Origin of the sequence: Streptomyces sp. NBC_01410 (assembly GCF_045040195.1) — a bacterium.
Classification (GTDB): Bacteria; Actinomycetota; Actinomycetes; order Streptomycetales; family Streptomycetaceae; genus Streptomyces.
Map to the genome: position 1 here is coordinate 5,505,898 of NZ_CP109530.1, position 19,205 is coordinate 5,525,102.

Genomic DNA, 19,205 nt, shown 5'->3' on the forward strand with positions numbered 1-19,205 from the left:
ATGACCGAAGAAGATCCGCGACGTGACGCGCCCGTGGGGGGTGACCTGTTCACCGTGGGCCTGCTGGAGCCCGACGTGCTCGTCGCCGCGCTCGCCGGAGCCGTGGGCGTCGCACCCGCCGAGGTCGATGTGGCCGACGCGGACGCGGACCCGGAGGCGCGGAACTGGGACGCCCCCGTGCTGTGCGCCTACACCCGGCTGCCCGCCGGAGGGCTCGGCCTCCTGCTCGATGTGTACGTCGCCGAGGGGATGGGCGGGATCCTCGACGAGGCGGAGCTGGCGCGCCGGTTCGCGGCGCGGGCGGGGACGACGGTGCTGTACCCGGCCGAGGCGTTCCCGCCGAGCGCGTACTGGGCGGTGACCGCCGGCGGGCTGGTGACGCGGGCCAGGCTGTACGAACCGGAGGAGCACGAGGACCCGTACGTCGTCGACGCCGTCGAGGCGCCGGTGCCGGATCTGCCGGAAGCCCGGGTGACCGTGCTGCCGGAGGTCCTGCGCGAGGAGCGCATCGAGCTCCCGGTGACCGATGCCTTCACGGCCGCCGTCCCGGACGGCTCGGCGGGCAGCGAGGCGGACGCGGCAACGGACCCGGAAACGGACGCGGAGACGGGGGAGCAGACATGAGCGTGCCTCTCGGCGCACGGCTGCGGGACGAACTGGGGGTGCCGCGACGCGCCCGGCTCCTGGAGAGCAGCCCGCGGTCCGCTGTGTGGCGCGTCGAGATCGACGCGGGCACCGTCGTCGTCAAGCAGCTTGTGGCGGGCGCGGGGGCCGATGAGCGCTACGCGCGCGAGGTAGCCGCGCTGCGGCTCGCCGCACCGGTGCAACCGCCCGTTGTGCCACGGCTGTTGGGTGTGGACGCCGACGAGCGCGTACTGGTGCTGGAGTACGTGGAGCACAGGCCCCCGCACGCGGGCTGGGAGGTCCAGTACGCGACAGCGCTCGCCCGGCTGCATGCGGCGGGCGTGGGCGGGGGCGGCGCGGAGCTGCCGCCGTGGGCCGGGCCTGACGCGAAGGACATCGTGTCGTTTCTGGGATTCGCCGACGCGCTCGGGGTCCCCATCCCGGACGGTGTCGAGGACGCGCTGGGCCGACTCCTGGGCAGGCTCGCCGAATGGGACGGACCGCCCGCCTTGCTGCACGGCGACCCGTGCCCGGGCAACGACCTGCACACCGAGGACGGCGTTCGCTTCATCGACTTCGAGCAGGCCTGCCTCGGCAGTGCGCTGATGGAACTGGCCTATCTGCGGATCGGCTTCCCTACCTGCTGGTGCGTGACCTCCGCCCCCGAACCGCTGCTCGCGCAGGCCGAGGCGGCCTACCGCACGACCTGGCGGGAGGCGACCGGTACGGATGTCGAGGGTGAGCTCGCCGACGCCTGTGCCGGGTGGCTGATCCGGGGCGACGCGCTGGTCCAGCGCGCGGAGCGCGGGACCGTCGACCAGTTGGCCCGGGTCATGGACGAGGACTGGGAGTGGGGGACGGTGAGCGCGCGGGAGCGGCTGGTGCACCGGCTGGGGGTGGTGGCCGGGATGGGCGGCGGCACAGAAGCACTGGGCGGCCTCGGGCGGCTCGGCGCGGACATGCGGCGCGCCATGCTCGACCGCTGGCCCGGACTCCGAGGCGCGCCGAGCCGCAGGATCTAGCAGGGGCCTTTGGGTCCGTGGGCCCATGCGGGGGCGCTTACACCGCTGTTAGCGTGCGGCGACCGGACCCCGACAACGGACGAGGTGGGCACGGATGACGCAGCGGCGCACGGCAGTTGCGGCAGCGGCGATTGCCCTTGCCGTGGGGCTCACGGCCGGCTGCGGCGGCGAGGACGACACCGCCGGAAAGCCGCAGCAGCCGAAGCAGGAGACCGCCGCCGCGACGCCCGCCACCCAGGACCCGACTACGGAAACCCCCGCAGCCTCGGCCACTGCCACTTCCCAAAAGGATTTCACCCAGGCCGAGTTGGAGCAGGCCATCCTCGCCAAGGCGGACGCTCCCGGCTTCAACGTCGGCCCCCTGGGCGCCCCGCCGTCCCAGGGTGAGAGTGCCGACAAGCCCGAGTGCGCCCCGCTCACCGCCGTCATCAACGGCAAGCCGGAACCCCTCGCCCATGCCTCGGCCTATCGTCAGCTCACCGGCGCCAAGGACGACCGCCCCGCGGTCTCCGAGTTCCTCAGCGCCCACGGGGCGCAGGGCGCAGCGACCGTGCTCAGCCGGTTGCGTACCGCCGTCGAGGCCTGCAAGGGCGGCTTCACGGCGAGCGGCGGCGAGAGTCCTTCGACGTACAGGAGCGTGAAGGCGCTGCCCGTCGCCGAGGTCGGCGACGACGCGTTCGCCTATCAGGTCACCGGTGATTTCGAGGGCGATCCGGTGCCCCTGGTCTTCCAGGTCGTACGGTGCGGCGGCACGCTCGCGACGTACTACACCGCGAACCTGGAGGGCCCGGCGACCCCACAGATCCCGCAAATCCTGCTCACCGCCCAGGTGGCGAAGCTCAGTTGACCGTCACCAGCCCACCCGGGACCAGGCCCCATCCCGCCATCGCCCCGGCCTCCGCCTCCAGCACATGCCGTGCCCGAAGGCGCGGCAGGCCGAGCCGTCCCGGCTTCATGGTGTGGACCTCGACGACCCTCAACTCCTTGTCCAGGTAGGCCACATCGATCGTGAAGCGCATCCGGAAGGTGTGCACGCTGTTGCACGGTGTCAGCAGGATCGCGCCCGCGATCCCGTCCCGCCCCAGCAGCCCGCGCCGCCGCGTCCCGTACGTCGCCGCGATCTCCACCGGAACACCGCTGTTGTGCCCGGCCACGGTCAACGTCCCTGTGCCGCCCGTCCATTGACGCCGTCCACTCATGGTCGTAGACCGTAGCGCCCGGCACATCCCTGTGGGCCCCGGATCGGCGGGAGTGGGGTCCCAGGGCCCATGACCGGCTGCGGATCCCGGCCTATGCTCGCTGCCGTGTACGCCACGCTGATCGCCGTCGCCGCCCTGTGGGGCGCGGGCGCCGGGCTGCTCCTGCCGCGCGCCGTGTACCGGCTCTCCGTCGAGCCGGAGGAGGCGTGGCGCGACGCCTGCGCCGAGGGCCACCCGTTCACCGGGCCGGCGCGGGGATGGATCGGCGGGGCGCGATGCGTGGCCTGCGCCACGGCCGTTCCGGCTCGTACGGCACCCGGCACAGCGGAAGCCGAAGGCGCGCCCGCCCGCCACCCCCAGCCGCTCGTCCCGCTCATCACCGCTTTGGTGTGCGCGGCCCTCGCCGCCGCCACCGGGCCCCGCCCCGAGCTGGCCGTCTGGCTGCTGCTCACGCCCTGTGCCGTGCTGCTGGCCCTCGTCGACCGCGCCGTCCACCGCCTGCCCGACCAGCTGACCCTCCCGCTCGCCGCCGCGGCCGCGGCCCTCCTCGGGCTCGCCGCACTGCTCCCCGGCGACGGCGGATCCTGGCCCACGTCGCTGCTCGGCGGGCTCGTCCTCGGTGCCGCCTACTTCGTGCTCTTCCTGATCCACCCGAACGGCATGGGCTTCGGCGACGTCAAGCTCGCCCTCTCGCTCGGCGTCGTTCTCGGCTGGTACGGCTGGGCGGTCCTCTTCGCCGGAGCCTTCGCGGGCTTTCTGCTGGGTTCGCTGTACGGGCTCGGGCTGATGGCCCTGCGCCGCGCGAGCCGCAAGACCGCGATCCCGTTCGGGCCGTTCATGATCGTGGGCGCGCTGGCAGGAGTACTGCTCGGAGCCCTGGCGGCGATGCCGTAGAACCGGCCCGGCGTATATGTGCAAGACAACGGGGCCTTCGCCGCGCAGTATCGACCGTATGGACTGCAAGCCGGTCAATCTCACCGAAGCCCTGGCCTCCTTCGACGAGGTCTACAGCCCTCGCATCGTGGCCCGGATGAACGACTACGACGTACGGATCGCCCATACCGCCGGAGAGCACGTCTGGCACGTCCATGAGGACACCGACGAGTTCTTCCTCGTACTCGACGGGCGCTTCGACGTCGCCCTGCGTGCCGCCGACGGCACCGAGTCCACCGTCGAGCTCCGCAAGGGCGACACCTTCGTCGTCCCGAAGGGCACCGAGCACAAGCCCTCGTCGCCCGGCGGCTCGATCCTGATGTTCGAGCCCTCCGGTACGAGCACGACGGGCGACCGGCACGAGGGCGAGATCCCCGGGCATGTCGACAGCACCACCGGACACGCCCTGTCGTGACGGCGCCGCCGAGCCCGGCCCGGCGCCTCAGGCGTGAGGGCCGACGGTGACCCTGCCCACCGTCAACTCGGCCCGCCCCTGAAGGATTTCGCCGACCCGCTCGGTCTGCTGCTCCAGCTCCCGGCGGCGCGCGGCGGTCTTCAGCGCGTTCCCGACCGGTTCCACCGTCACGGCGATCCGTCGCCCGGACCGGCGCTGGTGCCAGACGCCGGCGACGGTCCCGTCGACGAGCACCACCGGGAAGTTCCCGGCCTGCCCGCCGGCCAGTGCCCGCTCGTACGCGATGCCGGGGAAGAGGAGCTCGCGCGGCTGCGAGGCGATGGTGTACGCGTCGAAGTACGGCAGCAGCCGCACGCCCCGGGGACGCTCGTCGGGGAACCCGGTGCCGCCCGAGGCCACCCACGCCGGGCTGCCCCCGAACACGACCTCCTCGATCCGTCCCTTGTCCGCGAGGGAGGTGAACAGGCCGTCGGCCCAGGCCTTCGGCGCGGCCAGCCACTTCGCGAAGTGCGCCGGTGTCGCGGGTCCGTAGGCGCGCAGATAGCGGTCCACGAGGGCGGCCGAGGCGGCAGGCCCGTCCATGGGCGTGACGCCGGGGCTGGTGTAGGTGGCCTTGCGGCCGCGGTTGGGCGCGAAGCGGAGCACCCCTCGGTGCCCGGCCTTGTGCATGACCTGACGCCAGCGCGGCCACTTGTCCTGGAAGGCGTCCATCACCCGGTCGCCGGCCCAGGAGCCGGTGCGCGCGACGATCGCCTCGGTCAGTTCGTCGATCGTCAGCTCGGCGCCGGCGAGTGCGTCCCCGATGGCCGCGACGACCTGCTCGGTCTGCTCGGGAGTCATCCGTACATCCGCGGGCATCGGGCTCGGACCGGCCGGGATCGCGGACAGCGCCCCGGTCCACAGCGGAAGATCGGCCGCGGCCAGCAGATGAACGGTGCCGCGGGACCCGTACGTCTTCACCAGGCTGCCCTCGCCCCACAGCGCCTCGCGCACATCGGCCCGGGTGGCGCCGCCGTCCAGCCGCAGCGCGAGCGACAGCTCGGCGGCGGACAGCACCTGGGCGTGCGCCCCGAGCATGGCGGCGGCGATCCCCGCCGGCGAGCTTGGGGCAGGTGCGGCCAGTCCCTGTCGCTCCAGGCGACGGGCACAGGCCTCGGTCCACGTCACTCTGTGTGTCGTCATGCGGACGACCCTAGGAGCCATCTAGGTCAGTTTCTGTCGGCCTTGCCCCACCGATGCGACCGCGGCTCCGGGCTCGATGCCGCCGTGGACGTCGTCGGCGGAGAGCGGAAAGCGCTCATCCTGTGGGCGCTGGACGACGGGACGCCTCTGGGAGAGCGGGGCGACGCGCCAACAAAGCCAAGGAGCGGGCCGTCTGACGGGGCGTGGACCTGCGGCGTCAACGGCGCGCCCGTGGCCGGGTCCCTCTTGGGGGGTACGGCTCCGGGGCGGGCGCCGGGCCCGCAGGCCGCCGCTTCCGGGCCCGGGCCTGGGATCCCCCACCGTGCCCGTATATCCGGAGCGTGATTACGGCATGGCGTGGCACTCGGCACCGCTTACGAAGGGTTATGGTGGAAACCCCCCCTCGGGCCGGTCCGTATCCCCCCCACGGACCGGCCCGTTTTATGTTCCCCTCCGCCTTCCCGGCGCTCCCTCAGCTCCGTCCGGCCCAGATGTTGGTGCCCGCGGTGTCCACGGCGAAGGTGTCGATCTCCTTCAACTCCTCGGCGCTCAGCGGCTGTCCGGCCAGCGCCGCGACGTTCTCCTCCAGCTGCCGCACGCTGGAGGCGCCGATCAGCGCCGACGTCATCCGCGGGTCCCGCAGCACCCAGGACAGCGCCAGCTGGGCGAGCGACTGACCGCGCGAGGCGGCGATGTCGTTCAGGCCGCGCAGCCGCCGGGTGACGTCGTCGGAGAGCAGGTTCGGGTCCAGGGACTTGCCCTGCGTGGCCCGCGAGCCCTCCGGGATGCCCCCCAGGTACTTGCCGGTGAGCAGACCCTGTGCGAGCGGCGCGAAGGAGATGCAGCCCATGCCCGCGTTCTCCAGCGTGTCGAGCAGGCCGTCGTCCTCGATCCAGCGGTTGATCATGGAGTACGAGGGCTGGTGGATGAGGGCCGGGACGCCCATCTCCTTCAGCAGGCCGGCCGCCTCGGCGGTCTGCTCGGCGTTGTACGAGGACACGCCCGCGTACAGCGCCTTGCCCTGCTGCACGGCGGAGGCCAGCGCGCCCATCGTCTCCTCGAGCGGAGTGTCCGGGTCGAAGCGGTGGGAGTAGAAGATGTCGACGTAGTCCAGACCCATTCGCTTCAGGGAGGCGTCGAGGGAGGACAGCAGATACTTCCGCGAACCCCACTCGCCGTAGGGTCCGGGGTGCATCAGATAGCCCGCTTTGGTCGAAATGACTAGTTCATCGCGATATGCAGAGAAATCCTGTGCGAAGATCTTGCCGAAGTTCAGCTCGGCCGAACCGGGCGGCGGTCCGTAGTTGTTCGCCAGGTCGAAATGCGTCACACCCAGGTCGAAGGCGCGGCGCAGAATCGCACGCTGCGAGTCCAGGGAACGGTCGTCGCCGAAGTTGTGCCAAAGACCGAGGGAGATCGCGGGGAGCTTGAGCCCGGAGCGGCCACTGCGCCGGTACTCCATCGACTCGTAGCGGTCCGCGGCGGCTCGGTAGAAAGGGGAATCAGTCACGCATCCCTCCTTATCACGGACTTGTGACAGACCGGGTTGGGCCGCCGTGGCCCGTGCGCAGTACTGTGGCGGCTTCGGGGACTGCCGCACACGGGGGTCAGGGACTGTGCTGCATCTCCCGGGGACTGAGACATCAGCGGCCGGCGCCGCGGAGCCCCCGGACCCGACAAAGGGCCGGTGCGCCCGACAGAACCGAGAGGTGAACTCAGTGAACTTGCGCGACCTGGTGTACGGGCTCTACGCACGCCGGGTGGAAGGCCGCCTCGACCACGCCCAGGTGCCCAAGCACATCGGCGTCATCCTCGACGGCAACCGTCGCTGGGCCAAGGCGTCCGGCGGTACCGCCGCGCAGGGCCACAAGGCCGGGGCCGACAAGATCTCCGAGTTCCTCGGCTGGTGCCACGAGACCGATGTCGAGGTCGTCACGCTGTGGATGCTGTCCACGGACAACTTCGACCGGCCCGAGGACGAGCTGATCCCGCTGCTCGGCATCATCGAGGACACGGTCCGCGGCCTGGCTGCCGACGGCCGCTGGCGTGTCCACCACGTGGGCACGCTCGACCTGCTGCCCGCCCGCACCCAGTCCGTACTGAAGGAAGCCGAGCAGGCGACCGTAGGCATCGACGGCATACTCGTGAACGTCGCCGTCGGCTACGGAGGCCGCCAGGAGATCGCGGACGCCGTCCGCTCCCTCCTGCTGGAGCACGCCAGCAAGGGCACGAGCTTCGAGGAACTCGCCGAGATCGTCGACGTCGAGCACATCTCCGAGCACCTCTACACCCGCGGCCAGCCCGACCCCGACCTGGTCATCCGTACCAGCGGCGAGCAGCGTCTGTCCGGATTCATGCTCTGGCAGAGCGCCCATTCCGAGTACTACTTCTGCGAAGTCTTCTGGCCGGCCTTCCGCAAGGTCGACTTCCTGCGCGCGCTGCGCGACTACGCGGCGCGTCACCGCCGCTACGGCTCCTGACGGGATTCCCGCGGCTCACGTACACCCGGGTGAGTGCTGTTACCCCCTGTTCATCCTTGCGCCGTCATATGCCATGGCATGGCTGCGCATGTTCGAGGGAATATCCCTTCCAGAGTGAGTGGCATGGAGTCCGCTCACCCGGGAGGCCCTTTGCACCAGGACGACCGTGCAGTTCCTGTACGGACGACGGGGAGGGCCGGTGCTCGGCCCGCGCATCGGCGCCCGAGCCCGGCCCCATCCCCCCGCGACGCCATCGCAGTCGCACCCCGACCTGATCCGAGGGGGTACGTCCTTCCGTGGTGACCAGCACAAAGCGCCGCATGCCCGACAGGCGCACCTATGTTCTCGACACCAGCGTCCTGCTGGCCGACCCGAATGCTCTGACCCGCTTCGACGAGCATGAAGTGGTGCTCCCGATCGTGGTCATCACAGAGCTGGAGGCCAAGAGGCACCATCCGGAACTCGGTTACTTCGCCCGCCAGGCGCTGCGCCTGCTGGACGACTACCGGATCCGGTACGGACGCCTCGACGCCCCCATCCCCATGGGCGACCTCGGAGGCACGCTCCGTGTCGAGCTCAACCACTCCGATCCCGGCGTCCTTCCGGCCGGCTTCCGATTGGGGGACAACGACTCACGGATCCTGGCGGTGGCACGCAACCTCCAGGCCGAGGGGTACGACGTCACGGTCGTCTCCAAGGATCTGCCCCTGCGCATCAAGGCCTCGTCCGTCGGCCTGCTCGCCGAGGAGTACCGCGCCGAGCTCGCCATCACCGACTCCGGCTGGACCGGTATGTCGGAACTGCCGCTCTCCGCCGATCAGGTGGACCTGCTGTACGGAGAGGAGACGCTGTACGTCCCCGAGGCGGCCGAACTGCCCGTCCACACGGGTCTCGTCCTGCAGTCCGAGCGGGGCAAGGCGCTGGGCCGGGTCTCGGCCGAGGGCAATGTGCGGCTGGTGCGCGGCGACCGGGAGGCCTTCGGCATCCACGGCCGCAGCGCCGAGCAGCGCATCGCACTCGATCTGCTCCTCGACCCGGACGTCGGCATCGTCTCGCTGGGCGGCCGGGCCGGCACCGGAAAGTCGGCGCTGGCCCTGTGTGCCGGTCTCGAGGCGGTCCTGGAGCGCAGACAGCATCAGAAGGTGATGGTCTTCCGGCCGTTGTACGCCGTGGGCGGGCAGGAGCTCGGCTATCTGCCGGGCACCGAGGCCGAGAAGATGAGCCCCTGGGCGCAGGCCGTCTTCGACACGCTCTCGTCCGTGGCGGGCCGAGAGGTCATCGAGGAGGTGCTGGGGCGCGGCATGCTCGAGGTCCTGCCGCTCACCCACATCCGGGGCCGCTCGCTGCACGACGCGTTCGTCATCGTCGACGAGGCCCAGTCCCTGGAACGGAACGTCCTGCTGACTGTTCTGTCCCGTATCGGGGCCAATTCCCGGGTTGTTCTCACGCATGACGTGGCACAACGGGACAATCTGCGCGTAGGCCGATATGACGGAGTGGTCGCCGTCGTCGAGAAGTTGAAGGGTCATCCGCTCTTCGCGCATGTCACTCTCACCCGCTCCGAGCGCTCCCAGATTGCCGCGCTTGTGACCGAAATGCTGGAGGACGGACAGATCTAGTACGGATTGCAACAGGTTGGGGCAGTACGGCAGTTGGCGCCGCCCGGCAAAGCGCAAGAGCGTAGCCGGGCGGCGTCGTGCTGTCCGCCGGTTTCCGTAAAACCCCTGGACCAAACGGCATGTGACCTTTCACACGCAACGAAGAATTGCCTTGCGGTGTCGGCTTCCGGCAGAGTCTTGCTTCCGTCAGGCCCCGCATACGGCACACCAGCACCACCAGGTGCACCGCACCACACAACTCAAGATCTGCCGTCGTATGCCGCCCGCGAGCATGATGCGGCTTCTCCCGGAAGGGAGTTGCCCACCGGGCCCGCGCCTCCCGTGACCCAAGCAAGGGGAGGCCAGCGCCAGGGGCACGATTGCGCCCGCGAGGTCACCTATGCGGGCGTTGCTGGAAGGACACCGTGTGAGCCGGATCTCGGTCCGGGGATTCGCCGTGGCATCTGCCACTGCGGTCACCACCGTCGGCGCCGTCGTGGGCGTTGCGTCGGGCAATGCCCAGCCCTCGGGCGACAACCTCGAGGCAACGGCAGCCGACGCGACTCTCCTCGCAGACATACCCGTGGGTCAGCAGGCCCAGATTCAGGTCTCGTCCCTGACGCAGCAGGCTGACGCACAGGCCGCTGCCGCCGACGCGGCCGCGAAGAAGTCTGCCGAGGAAGCCGCCCGCATCCAGGCCGCCAAGACCGCCAAGGCGAAGAAGGAAGCCGCCGAGGAGCAGGCGGAGCGCGAGGCCGAGGAGAAGGCCGCGCGCGCCAGCCGCGACTCCGTGCGCGACGCGTCGAGCTTCTCCGCGAAGAGCTCCTACTCCGTCGCCGAGGTCCAGGCAATCGCACGGCAGATGGTCCCCGGTGACCAGTTCCAGTGCTTCAGCAACATCGTGGACCACGAGTCCACCTGGAACTACCAGGCGCAGAACCCTTCTTCCGGCGCCTACGGTCTCGTCCAGGCACTGCCCGGCTCGAAGATGTCCTCGGCCGGCGCCGACTGGCAGACCAACCCGGCCACGCAGATCAAGTGGGGCCTGAACTACATGAACGAGCGCTACGGCAGCCCCTGTGGCGCGTGGTCGTTCTGGCAGGCCAACAACTGGTACTAGATCCGGCCGCCGCTCAACTTCGCGGAGCCCCTCGCCGTCATACGGTGGGGGGCTTCGTGCGTGTAGCGTCGGGTTCGAAAAGCTCCGGGGGGAGTGGTGGGGGGAAGAGGGAAGATCATGTCAAGACTGCCAGGATGGCTTGCCGGTATGGGCGCCTCTCTGACCCGGATCGGCGAGCACCTGGAGGAGCGGCGCACCGAGGCGGCCAAGGACGACGTGCCCGATGTCGTCGTGCCTGACGTTGTCGTGCCCGACGCCATGCCGTCGGCTGCGGGAAGCGTCCCGCCACCCCCCTCGTACGCCCCCGCCATAGCCGCGAGGCCCGATCCCGTCGCGGCCATCCCCTGGGGCATCCGCGTTGCCGCGGAAGCCGGCTGGCGGCTGCTCGTACTGGCAGGCACGCTCTGGGTGTTGATCCGCGTCATCAGCGCCGTGCAACTGGTCGTCCTCGCCTTCGTCGCCGCGCTGCTCGTCACCGCGCTGCTCCAGCCCACCGTGGCCCGGCTGAAGAGACTGGGCCTGCCGCGGGGACTTGCCACCGCCGTCACCGCGATCGCAGGCTTCGTCGTCATGGGCCTGGTCGGCTGGTTCGTGGTCTGGCAGGTCATGGACAACCTCGACGATCTCTCCGACCGGGTGAGGGACGGTATCGAGGAGCTCAAGCGCTGGCTGCTCGACAGCCCCTTCCATGTCACCGAGCAGCAGATCAACGACATAGCCAAGAACCTCAGCGACACCATCGGGACCAACACCGAGGAGATCACCTCGGCCGGTCTTCAGGGCGTGACGGTGATGGTGGAGCTCCTCACCGGAATGCTGCTGGCGATGTTCTCCACGCTCTTCCTGCTGTACGACGGCAAGCGCATCTGGCAGTGGGTGCTCAAGCTGGTCCCGGCACAGGCCCGCGAGGGTGTCGCCGGAGCCGGTCCGCGGGCCTGGCGCACACTGACCGCCTATGTGCGCGGCACGGTGCTGGTGGCGTTGATCGACGCGATCTTCATCGGCCTCGGCATCTACTTCCTCGATGTCCCGATGGCCGTCCCGCTGGCCGTGTTCATCTTCCTGTTCGCCTTCATCCCGCTCGTCGGCGCGGTCGTCTCGGGCGCGCTGGCGGTCGTCGTCGCGCTCGTCACCCAGGGCGTGTTCACCGCGCTGATGGTGCTGATCGTCGTGCTGGCCGTGCAGCAGATCGAAGGCCATGTGCTACAGCCGTTCATCCTGGGCCGCGCGGTGCGGGTCCATCCTCTCGCCGTCGTCCTCGCGGTCGCGGCGGGCGGCCTGACCGCGGGCATCGGCGGCGCGGTGGTGGCGGTGCCGCTGGTGGCGGTGACCAACACGGTCGTCGGCTATCTGCGCGCGTACAGCAAGGAGCAGGCGCTGCGGGCCGCGCAGCCGCTGTACGACGGGACGGCGATCGAGGCCGCGCCCACTCCGGTGCCGGTCCCTCCGGGGGCGCAGGAGGCGTAGCGGTCGTGCTCGACCGCCGCGGCGGACAGGGCGCAACTCCTGGCGGCCCCGGGTCGAGAGCATCATCGTGAGCCGGGGCCGCGCTCCGGGTTCAGTGCGTAATGCGCAACTGACCGCACGAACGGTGAACCGTGCGCTGAACTCTTCCGAACAGCCTGGTGAAAGTCGTTCATTACTGACCGGAAACCGAACAGCGGTGGCTAGCGTCCGCTGCCATGAAACACATACGCACAGCAGCGGGGCTCTGTCTCGCGCTGCTGTTCCTCGTGCTGGGCATCGGCGCCCAGCCCGCACTTGCGCATGTCTCCCGCGAGCATGCCGAACTCGTCGTGGCCACCGGCGACAACGTCACCAGCGGCCGCCTCATCGTGCACCGCGACATCGTCTCCCCGCAGGCCGCCGGAGCCTGGGCATCCTCGGCGCTGCAGGCCGGCTGCCCGGCCACCGGCTCGGGCGTGCCCGGTGACGACGGCGGGGTTCCCGGTGGTGTCGTCATCGAACTGGCGTGGAGCTGCCACGTCGACGCACTCGACCTGAGCGCGCTGATCGAGAAGGGCGGACTGACCCAGGTCGTCGTCGAGTTCGACGGCACCGCGGTCGACGCCTCCGCGGCCACGCCGCTCGTCGACGCCAGGGGCGCGCACGCGCTGCCGACGTTCCCCTGGCTTTCCGTCGCGCTCATCACGGCCGCCGGTGTCGTGCTGCTGCTCGCCGCCTGGCGGCTGCCGTCCCTGGTACGCGCGCTGGGCCGCACCCGGCGCCGGTTCAAGCTGGCGACCGCGGGCGCCGTCGCCCTGTCCTTCCTCGCGCCCCAGGCGGCCTTCGCCGACGACACGGCACCGGCCACCGTCACCGTCGAGGGCACCGTTTTCAAGGACCGCAACGGCAACGGCAAGCGGGACAGCGGCGAGCGGCCCATGGCCGGCGTCGATGTCACGGACGGAGCCGCCTGGGCAACCACCCGCGCAGACGGCTCGTACACCCTTCAGACCGATCCGACCCGGCGCGAGACCGACCTCGTCAGCATCGTCTCGCCCGACGGATACACCCCGGCCCTGCGCAAGGACTACATCCCGCAGTTCTTCCACAAGGTCCCCGAGACCGGCGGCACCGGCATCGACTTCGCGCTCGTACCCGACCCCAACGCCTCGAACCCCACCGAGAAGTGGGTCATGAACTCCGACCCCGAGGTCGGCAACCGCACCGACGCCGAGGCCCGCACGGCACTGCCGCAGTGGACCGGCCAGGTGCAGGCGATGTCCGAGGTCGACGGCGCGACGATGCAGATCGCGACCGGCGACCTGACCGTCACGGACTATGCGGAAGAGCCGCGACGGCAGGGCGGCTACGACCTGTTCAGCAAGGGACTGGAACAGGGGCGGCTCGGCCACCCCTTCTACCCCGTGATGGGCAACCACGACTTCGGCGGTACAGCCACCTCCAAGGGCTACGCGGGCAGCCTGGAGTACTACCGCCGCAACCTCGCCCCCGAGTGGTACAGCTTCGACCGCAACGGCCGCCACATCGTCGTGCTCGAGGACAACTACGACGCGAGCGGGCTGAAGCCGCAGCTGGAATGGCTGCGCAGGGATCTGGCCCAGCACGCGGTCGGCAAGCAGGTGTTCGTCTTCGCGCACCGCTCGCTGTTCACCCAGTGGGGACCTGGCGCCGGCATGCAGCCGACCATCGACGAGCTGGCCAAGTACGACGTACGGATGGTCGCGGCAGGCCACAACCAGCAGGCCGAGTTCCGGCGCGGCGCCTTCAAGCGGTCCGTCGAGATCAACAACCAGGGCACCTACGGCATCGACGGCGCCCACCCCGACTACAAGGTCCTCGACTTCAGCGGCATCACGGACAATCCGCGCACATATCGTAACGAGGACACCGGCCATGTGACCGGCATCCACCGGCAGTTCGACATCGACGACGACTCCGCGCTGGTCAGCCCGGCGCAGAACAGCGTGCACGGCGCGAGGGCCGGTGTCCCCGTCGAGGTGTACGCGGAGGACGACGGCCGCACGCCCGCGAAGGCGACACTGACCGTACGCAACAGCCGCGGCCATGTGGTGTCGTACACGACCGTGCGCTTCGGAAAGGGAGCGGCGCGGCCCGGCATCGAGAACTGCTACACCCCTCCCGGTGGCGAGCCCGAGCCCTGCCCCGACGCACGCGGCGCCTGGACCCGGGCGAGCGGCAAGGTGACCGGGCTGCGGCCGGGCACGTACACCGCCGAGACGGTCGCCTACGACACGCAGGGCAAGAAGTTCCCGGAGGTGCGGAACACCTTCGAGGTCGTACGCGACTCCGAACTCGCGAAGCCGAAGACCGGGCAGGACTGGCTGCGGCAGGGCGGCAACGAGGCCGGGCGGTCCGCGAGCGGCGACGAGCCGGGCGCGAGGCTCGACCTCAAGTGGGCCCGCCACACCGGCGAGCAGTTCAACCTCAACGGCTCGGTGATCGCGGACGGCAAGCTGATCGTCTCGTCCCGCGCCTTCGACTCGCCGCACAGCATGATGCTCGCCTACGACATCGCCTCCGGGCGTGAGATCTGGCGTACGTACCTGGACGGCGACGCCGAGTCGGCGCCGACGCTCCACGACGGCAAGGTGTATCTGACGACCGGTGTCGGACGCGTCTACGCGCTCGACACCGAGGACGGCGGTATCGCCTGGCAGTCGATCGACCGCGAGGAGGCCCACGGCGACACCGTGCGCCGCTACGGCCGCGCGGGCGGACCGGTCAGCGTCTTCGGACTGGCGGGCGGGGACGACCGTACGGTCGCCGTCTACCAGGACGCGAGCACGATCCGCTGCCGGGACGCCGAGACCGGCGGGCTGCTGCCCGGCGGGTTCGGGGCAGCGTTCTCCTGGGGCCAGGCTCACAGCACGGCAATCCGCGAGCCCGGCTCCAACACCGCCTATCTGCACTCCATGTCGAGCAACACGGTCATCGCCATGGACCTCGCGAGCTGCAAGCAGCTGTGGGCGAAGGACACCGCGGGCGGCATCGACAGCCACTCGTCGCCCGTCCTGACCGACCCGACGTCCTCGGGCGGCGCGGCGAAGCTGGTGACGAACACGGCTTCCAGCACCCGTGGTCACGACCCGAAGACGGGCGCGGTCACCTGGGAGTCCAAGCTGGGCGGCCGCAGCGTCTGCGAGCCGGGTCCCGCCGCGATCACCAGCCCGGCCGTGTGGGGCGCGACCGCCTATGTCGCGGGCCGCGACGGTGTCGTACGCGCCTATGACACGAGCGCGGCCGATCCGTCGAATCCGGTGTGGGAGTCCAAGTCCGGCTATCTGCCGGGGGAGAGCCCGCTGGACGACAAGTGGCGGGTGGCCATGGGCTGTTCGGTGGGCGACGGTTCTCCGACGATGCACCCGCTGGTGACGGAGTCCCTGGTGTACGTGGGGACGTGGGACGGGCGACTGCTCGTCCTGGACCGTGCCGACGGCAAGCAGATCGCGTCGTACAACCTCGGTGCGGGTGTTGCCTCCGCCCTGGCCGTGAGCGGTGACTGGATCGTCGCCCTGACGGACGACGGCACGGTCCACGCGCTGGCCGCACGCAGGGACTGAGGGGAAGCACGACTGTGCGATCACTCCGCACCGGGGTGCTGCTCGTCCTGGCCGCCGTCCCCGCGCTGCTCTTCGGCAGCGCGGGGACGGCGCAGGCGCACCCCTTCGGCACACCACCCGTCGTCCGCGTCGAGGCGAAGGGCTCGGCCGTGGACGCGGCCTGGTCCGCGCAGAAGGACGATGTCGCCGTCCTGACGAAGAAGTCCGGCGGCGATGTGACGGGCTATCTGCGCTCGCACATCGTCGTACGGCAGGACGGCAGCCCGTGCCGTGTCGAGAGTGCGGAGGGGACGAAGCTCCACTTCGCCTGTCCGCGGCCGGTGGACAGGATCACCCTGACGGTCACGGCGCTGACGGACATCGACCCCGCGTACCGCACGCTCTCCGTGACAGAGCTGGGCGGCGGGGGACTGCACACGGCGAAGGAGCCCACGCGGGAACTCTCCCTCACATCGGCGGGCGGCGGGAGCAACTCATCAGCGTCCGACGGCGGTTGGACCACCGACCTGACGTCGCTCCTGGACCGCGGACCGGCCCTCCCGGTGGCGCTGCTCCTCTCGGCGGCCGTGGGCGCGCTGCACGCCTGCGCGCCCGGGCACGGAAAGTCGCTGGCCGCCGGGTACCTGGTGGGCGCCGGTGGCAGACCGCGCGACGCGGTGTGGCTGGGTGGCATCGTCGCCGTGATGCACACGCTCTCGGTCGCGGTCCTGGCCGTCGGCTGGTGGCTGGCGGCGAAGAGCACCCCGGACATGGCGGCCGTGACGGGGTGGCTTCAGCTGATCGCGGCGCTGGTGGTGGCGGGGGTGGGGGTGAGCCTGCTGCGGAAGCATCTGCGCAAGCACCATCACCATCACGGGCACCATCACGGGCACGACCACGGTCACAGCCATGAGATCCCGGACGCGGCCTTCCTGCTCACCTGGCGAGGTCTCGTCCTCCTCGGCGCATCGGGCGGACTGCTGCCCTCGCCGTCCGCCTTCCTGGTGCTGCTGACCGGGCTGCTCACCGGCAAGGTCGGCATCGCCCTGGCGATGGTCGCGGCCTTCGGCGCCGGGATGGCTCTGACGCTCACCGGCGTCGGCCTGATCGTGCTGCGCGGCCGTGACGCGCTGCTGGACCGCGTCTCCCGCTCCCCGGCCCTGCGCACCTGGACGCGGAGGGTTCCGCTGTTCGCGGCCTCGGCCGTGGTGGCCGGCGGCACGGTGGCCTCGGCGCTGGCGGCGGGCCAACTCCTCGTGCCGTAGCGGTCGGTACGGCAAAGGCGCCTGCGCCCGGCTCGAAGCCGGGCGCAGGCGCCTTCGTACACGGCCTTACTCGGCCAGGACGGCTTCCGCGTCCAGGGTCGTACCGACCGCCTGGATCACCGCGGCGATCTTGAAGGCCTCCTGGATCGTCTCGCGGTCCACACCGGCCTTACGGAGCACCTGCTCGTGCGAGTCGAGGCACTGACCGCAGCCGTTGATCGCGGAGACGGCGAGCGACCACAGCTCGAAGTCGACTTTCTCCACACCCGGGTTGCCGATGACGTTCATCCGCAGACCCGCGCGCAGCGTCCCGTACTCCGGGTCCGACAGCAGGTGCCGGGTCCGGTAGAAGACGTTGTTCATCGCCATGACGGCGGCGGCCGACTTGGCGGCGGTGTACGCCTCGGGGGAGAGGCTGGCCTTTGCCTCGGGCTCCAGCTCGCGCAGCACCTTCGGCGAGCGCGAGGCGATCGCGCAGGCCAGGACGGTGCCCCAGAGCTGCTGCTGAGGCAGCTCACTGTTGCCGATGACCGAACCGAGGTTCAGCTTCAGGTCCTTGGCGTAGTCCGGGACCGCGGACTTGAGGGTGTCGAGGGACATCTCGATCACTCGCCCGACAGAAGCGCGACCGGGTCGAGGGTGTTCTCGCCCTTGGTCCAGTTGCACGGGCACAGCTCGTCGGTCTGCAGGGCGTCGAGCACCCGCAGGACCTCCTTGGGGTTACGGCCGACGGAGCCGGCGGTCACCATCGTGAACTGGATCTCGTTGTTCGGGTCGACGATGAAGACGGCGCGCTGCGCGAAGCCGTCCTCGCCCTCGATGCCGAGGTCGCGCATCAGCTCGTGCCTGGAGTCGGCCATCATCGGGAAGGGCAGGTCACGCAGGTCGGCGTGGTCCTTGCGCCAGGCGTGGTGGACGAACTCGGAGTCGCCGGAGAAGCCGAGGATCTGTGCGTCACGGTCGGCGAACTCGTCGTTCAGCTTGCCGAAGGCCGCGATCTCGGTAGGGCAGACGAAGGTGAAGTCCTTGGGCCACGCGAAGACCACCTTCCACTTGCCCTCGTAGGACTTGTGGGTGATCTCCTCGAACTCCTTGCCGCTCTCCAGCGAGACGCAGGCGGTCAGTTCGAACGTGGGGAACTGGTCACCAACAGTGAGCACGCGCTCTCCTTGCACAGGTGGATTTCCCTTGTGGGGTCTTCCAGGGGGTTGGACGGATCCCGATCCTGGCACAGAGTGCATTGATCACAGAAATAGCTAGACTCGGTCGGCGCGATCGGAGACAGCTATCAGTGGGTGGGACAAACAGGATGAAACAGCCGAGCCTCGCGCAGCTGCGCGCCTTCGCGGCCGTGGCGGAGCATCTGCACTTCCGGGACGCCGCGGCAGCAATCGGGATGAGTCAGCCCGCACTCTCGGGGGCCGTGTCCGCCCTGGAGGTGGCACTGGGTGTCCAGCTGCTGGAGCGTACGACCCGCAGGGTGCTGCTGTCCCCGGCCGGGGAGCGGCTCGCGGTGCGGGCCAAGGCGGTGCTGGAGGCGGTCGGTGAGCTGATGGAGGAGGCCGAGGCGGTACGCGCCCCCTTCACCGGAGTCCTCAGGCTCGGTGTGATCCCGACCGTCGCTCCCTACCTCCTGCCGAACGTGCTGCGGCTCGTGCACGACCGCTACCCCGACCTCGATCTCCAGGTCCACGAGGAACAGACCTCCTCGCTGCTGGAGGGGCTCGGCGCCGGGCGGCTCGATCTGCTGCTGCTCGCCGTGCCGCTCGGGGTGCCCGGAGTGACCGAACTGCCGCTGTTCGACGAGGACTTTGTGCTGGTCACTCCCGATGACCACTGGCTGGGCGGCCGGCAGGACATCCCGCGCGAGGCACTGCGCGAGTTGCATCTGCTGCTGCTTGACGAGGGGCACTGCCTGCGCGACCAGGCCCTCGACATCTGCCGTGAGGCCGGACGCACCGAGGGTGCCCCGGTGACCACGACCGCCGCGGGCCTGTCGACCCTCGTGCAGCTGGTCGCGGGCGGGCTCGGCGTGACGCTGCTGCCGCGTACGGCGGTCGACGTCGAGACCGGCCGGGGCGGGCGGCTGCAGACGGGGTACTTCGCGGAGCCCGCTCCCGCGCGCCGGATCGCCCTGGCGATGCGCGCGGGTGCCGCACGCCAGGGAGAGTTCGTGGAGTTCGCGCAGGCACTGCGGGAGGCGATGGCGGTGCTTCCGGTCCGGGTGCTCTCCGCCGGAGCCCCGGGCCGCGGAGCTGACTCTTAAGTAGGCGGTCGGTTTTCTGATCGACGACGGTCCCTGACCGGCGGGGACATTGCAGCTTCGGTCATATTGCATGA

Annotated in this window: 17 protein-coding genes; 12 read left to right on the forward strand and 5 right to left on the reverse strand. The window is 70.3% G+C overall.

Annotated elements, in window-relative coordinates; translation table 11 throughout:
- The 3 genes from OG741_RS25490 to OG741_RS25500 all read left to right on the forward strand — a co-directional run bounded on the left by OG741_RS25490 (nt 1) and on the right by OG741_RS25500 (nt 2,493).
- Entirely contained in the window at nt 1-624 is a 624-nt protein-coding gene (locus OG741_RS25490; protein ID WP_405601579.1) for a hypothetical protein, read from the forward strand.
- A complete protein-coding gene (locus OG741_RS25495; RefSeq protein WP_405601581.1) occupies nt 621-1,646 on the forward strand; it encodes a phosphotransferase family protein in 1,026 nt (341 codons plus the stop codon). Before OG741_RS25490 ends, OG741_RS25495 begins: the two co-directional genes overlap by 4 nt.
- A 94-nt stretch (nt 1,647-1,740) precedes the next feature.
- Nucleotides 1,741-2,493 (forward strand): hypothetical protein, encoded by a 753-nt coding sequence (locus OG741_RS25500; protein ID WP_405601582.1) that lies wholly within the window; start codon nt 1,741-1,743, stop codon nt 2,491-2,493.
- Here OG741_RS25500 and OG741_RS25505 read toward each other — a convergent pair.
- Nucleotides 2,486-2,845: a DUF192 domain-containing protein gene (locus tag OG741_RS25505; RefSeq protein WP_405601584.1), complete on the reverse strand. Its 360-nt coding sequence runs from the start codon at nt 2,843-2,845 to the stop codon at nt 2,486-2,488. The genes OG741_RS25500 and OG741_RS25505 overlap by 8 nt on opposite strands.
- 105 nt (nt 2,846-2,950) lie before the next feature.
- Between OG741_RS25505 and OG741_RS25510 the strand changes: the two genes are divergently transcribed.
- Together OG741_RS25510 and OG741_RS25515 are read left to right on the forward strand one after the other, a co-directional pair.
- Nucleotides 2,951-3,739 carry a prepilin peptidase gene (locus tag OG741_RS25510; protein ID WP_405601587.1) on the forward strand — a complete coding sequence of 263 codons (789 nt, stop codon included), beginning with the start codon at nt 2,951-2,953 and terminating at the stop codon, nt 3,737-3,739.
- A gap of 58 nt (nt 3,740-3,797) precedes the next feature.
- The gene (locus OG741_RS25515) at nt 3,798-4,193 is read left to right on the forward strand and encodes a cupin domain-containing protein (RefSeq protein ID WP_405601588.1); all 396 of its coding nucleotides are present in this window, start codon (nt 3,798-3,800) and stop codon (nt 4,191-4,193) included.
- A 27-nt stretch (nt 4,194-4,220) separates the two neighbouring features.
- Here the strand turns inward: OG741_RS25515 and OG741_RS25520 are convergent, their stop codons facing one another.
- Both OG741_RS25520 and mgrA read right to left on the reverse strand, forming a co-directional pair.
- Entirely contained in the window at nt 4,221-5,375 is a 1,155-nt protein-coding gene (locus OG741_RS25520) for a winged helix DNA-binding domain-containing protein (RefSeq protein WP_405601590.1), read from the reverse strand.
- Nucleotides 5,376-5,847: 472 nt separating this feature from the next.
- Nucleotides 5,848-6,885, reverse strand: coding sequence for an L-glyceraldehyde 3-phosphate reductase (gene mgrA / locus OG741_RS25525; RefSeq protein WP_405601592.1), 1,038 nt, complete (start codon nt 6,883-6,885; stop codon nt 5,848-5,850).
- A gap of 208 nt (nt 6,886-7,093) precedes the next feature.
- Between mgrA and OG741_RS25530 the strand changes: the two genes are divergently transcribed.
- The 6 genes from OG741_RS25530 (at nt 7,094) to OG741_RS25555 (ending at nt 16,865) form a co-directional block, all read left to right on the forward strand.
- The gene (locus tag OG741_RS25530; RefSeq protein ID WP_266487006.1) at nt 7,094-7,855 is read left to right on the forward strand and encodes an isoprenyl transferase; all 762 of its coding nucleotides are present in this window, start codon (nt 7,094-7,096) and stop codon (nt 7,853-7,855) included.
- Nucleotides 7,856-8,151: 296 nt separating this feature from the next.
- Nucleotides 8,152-9,474: a PhoH family protein gene (locus OG741_RS25535; protein WP_405601595.1), complete on the forward strand. Its 1,323-nt coding sequence runs from the start codon at nt 8,152-8,154 to the stop codon at nt 9,472-9,474.
- Between the two features lie 406 nt (nt 9,475-9,880).
- The gene (locus OG741_RS25540) at nt 9,881-10,573 is read left to right on the forward strand and encodes a transglycosylase SLT domain-containing protein (protein WP_405601597.1); all 693 of its coding nucleotides are present in this window, start codon (nt 9,881-9,883) and stop codon (nt 10,571-10,573) included.
- A 117-nt stretch (nt 10,574-10,690) separates the two neighbouring features.
- Nucleotides 10,691-12,040 (forward strand): AI-2E family transporter, encoded by a 1,350-nt coding sequence (locus OG741_RS25545; protein ID WP_405601598.1) that lies wholly within the window; start codon nt 10,691-10,693, stop codon nt 12,038-12,040.
- Between the two features lie 215 nt (nt 12,041-12,255).
- Nucleotides 12,256-15,621, forward strand: a complete 3,366-nt coding sequence (locus tag OG741_RS25550; protein WP_405601600.1) for a PQQ-binding-like beta-propeller repeat protein — start codon at nt 12,256-12,258, stop codon at nt 15,619-15,621.
- 14 nt (nt 15,622-15,635) lie between these two features.
- Nucleotides 15,636-16,865, forward strand: coding sequence for a hypothetical protein (locus OG741_RS25555; protein WP_405601601.1), 1,230 nt, complete (start codon nt 15,636-15,638; stop codon nt 16,863-16,865).
- Nucleotides 16,866-16,931: 66 nt separating this feature from the next.
- On the opposite strand, the gene OG741_RS25560 is transcribed toward OG741_RS25555, so the two are convergent.
- Nucleotides 16,932-17,465, reverse strand: a complete 534-nt coding sequence (locus OG741_RS25560) for an alkyl hydroperoxide reductase (protein ID WP_405605776.1) — start codon at nt 17,463-17,465, stop codon at nt 16,932-16,934.
- Between the two features lie 5 nt (nt 17,466-17,470).
- The gene (locus OG741_RS25565; RefSeq protein ID WP_405601603.1) at nt 17,471-18,025 is read right to left on the reverse strand and encodes a peroxiredoxin; all 555 of its coding nucleotides are present in this window, start codon (nt 18,023-18,025) and stop codon (nt 17,471-17,473) included.
- A 149-nt stretch (nt 18,026-18,174) separates the two neighbouring features.
- On the opposite strand from OG741_RS25565, the gene OG741_RS25570 reads away from it, so the two are divergent.
- A complete protein-coding gene (locus tag OG741_RS25570) occupies nt 18,175-19,131 on the forward strand; it encodes a hydrogen peroxide-inducible genes activator (protein ID WP_405601605.1) in 957 nt (318 codons plus the stop codon).
- The last annotated feature ends 74 nt before the right edge of the window (nt 19,132-19,205 follow it).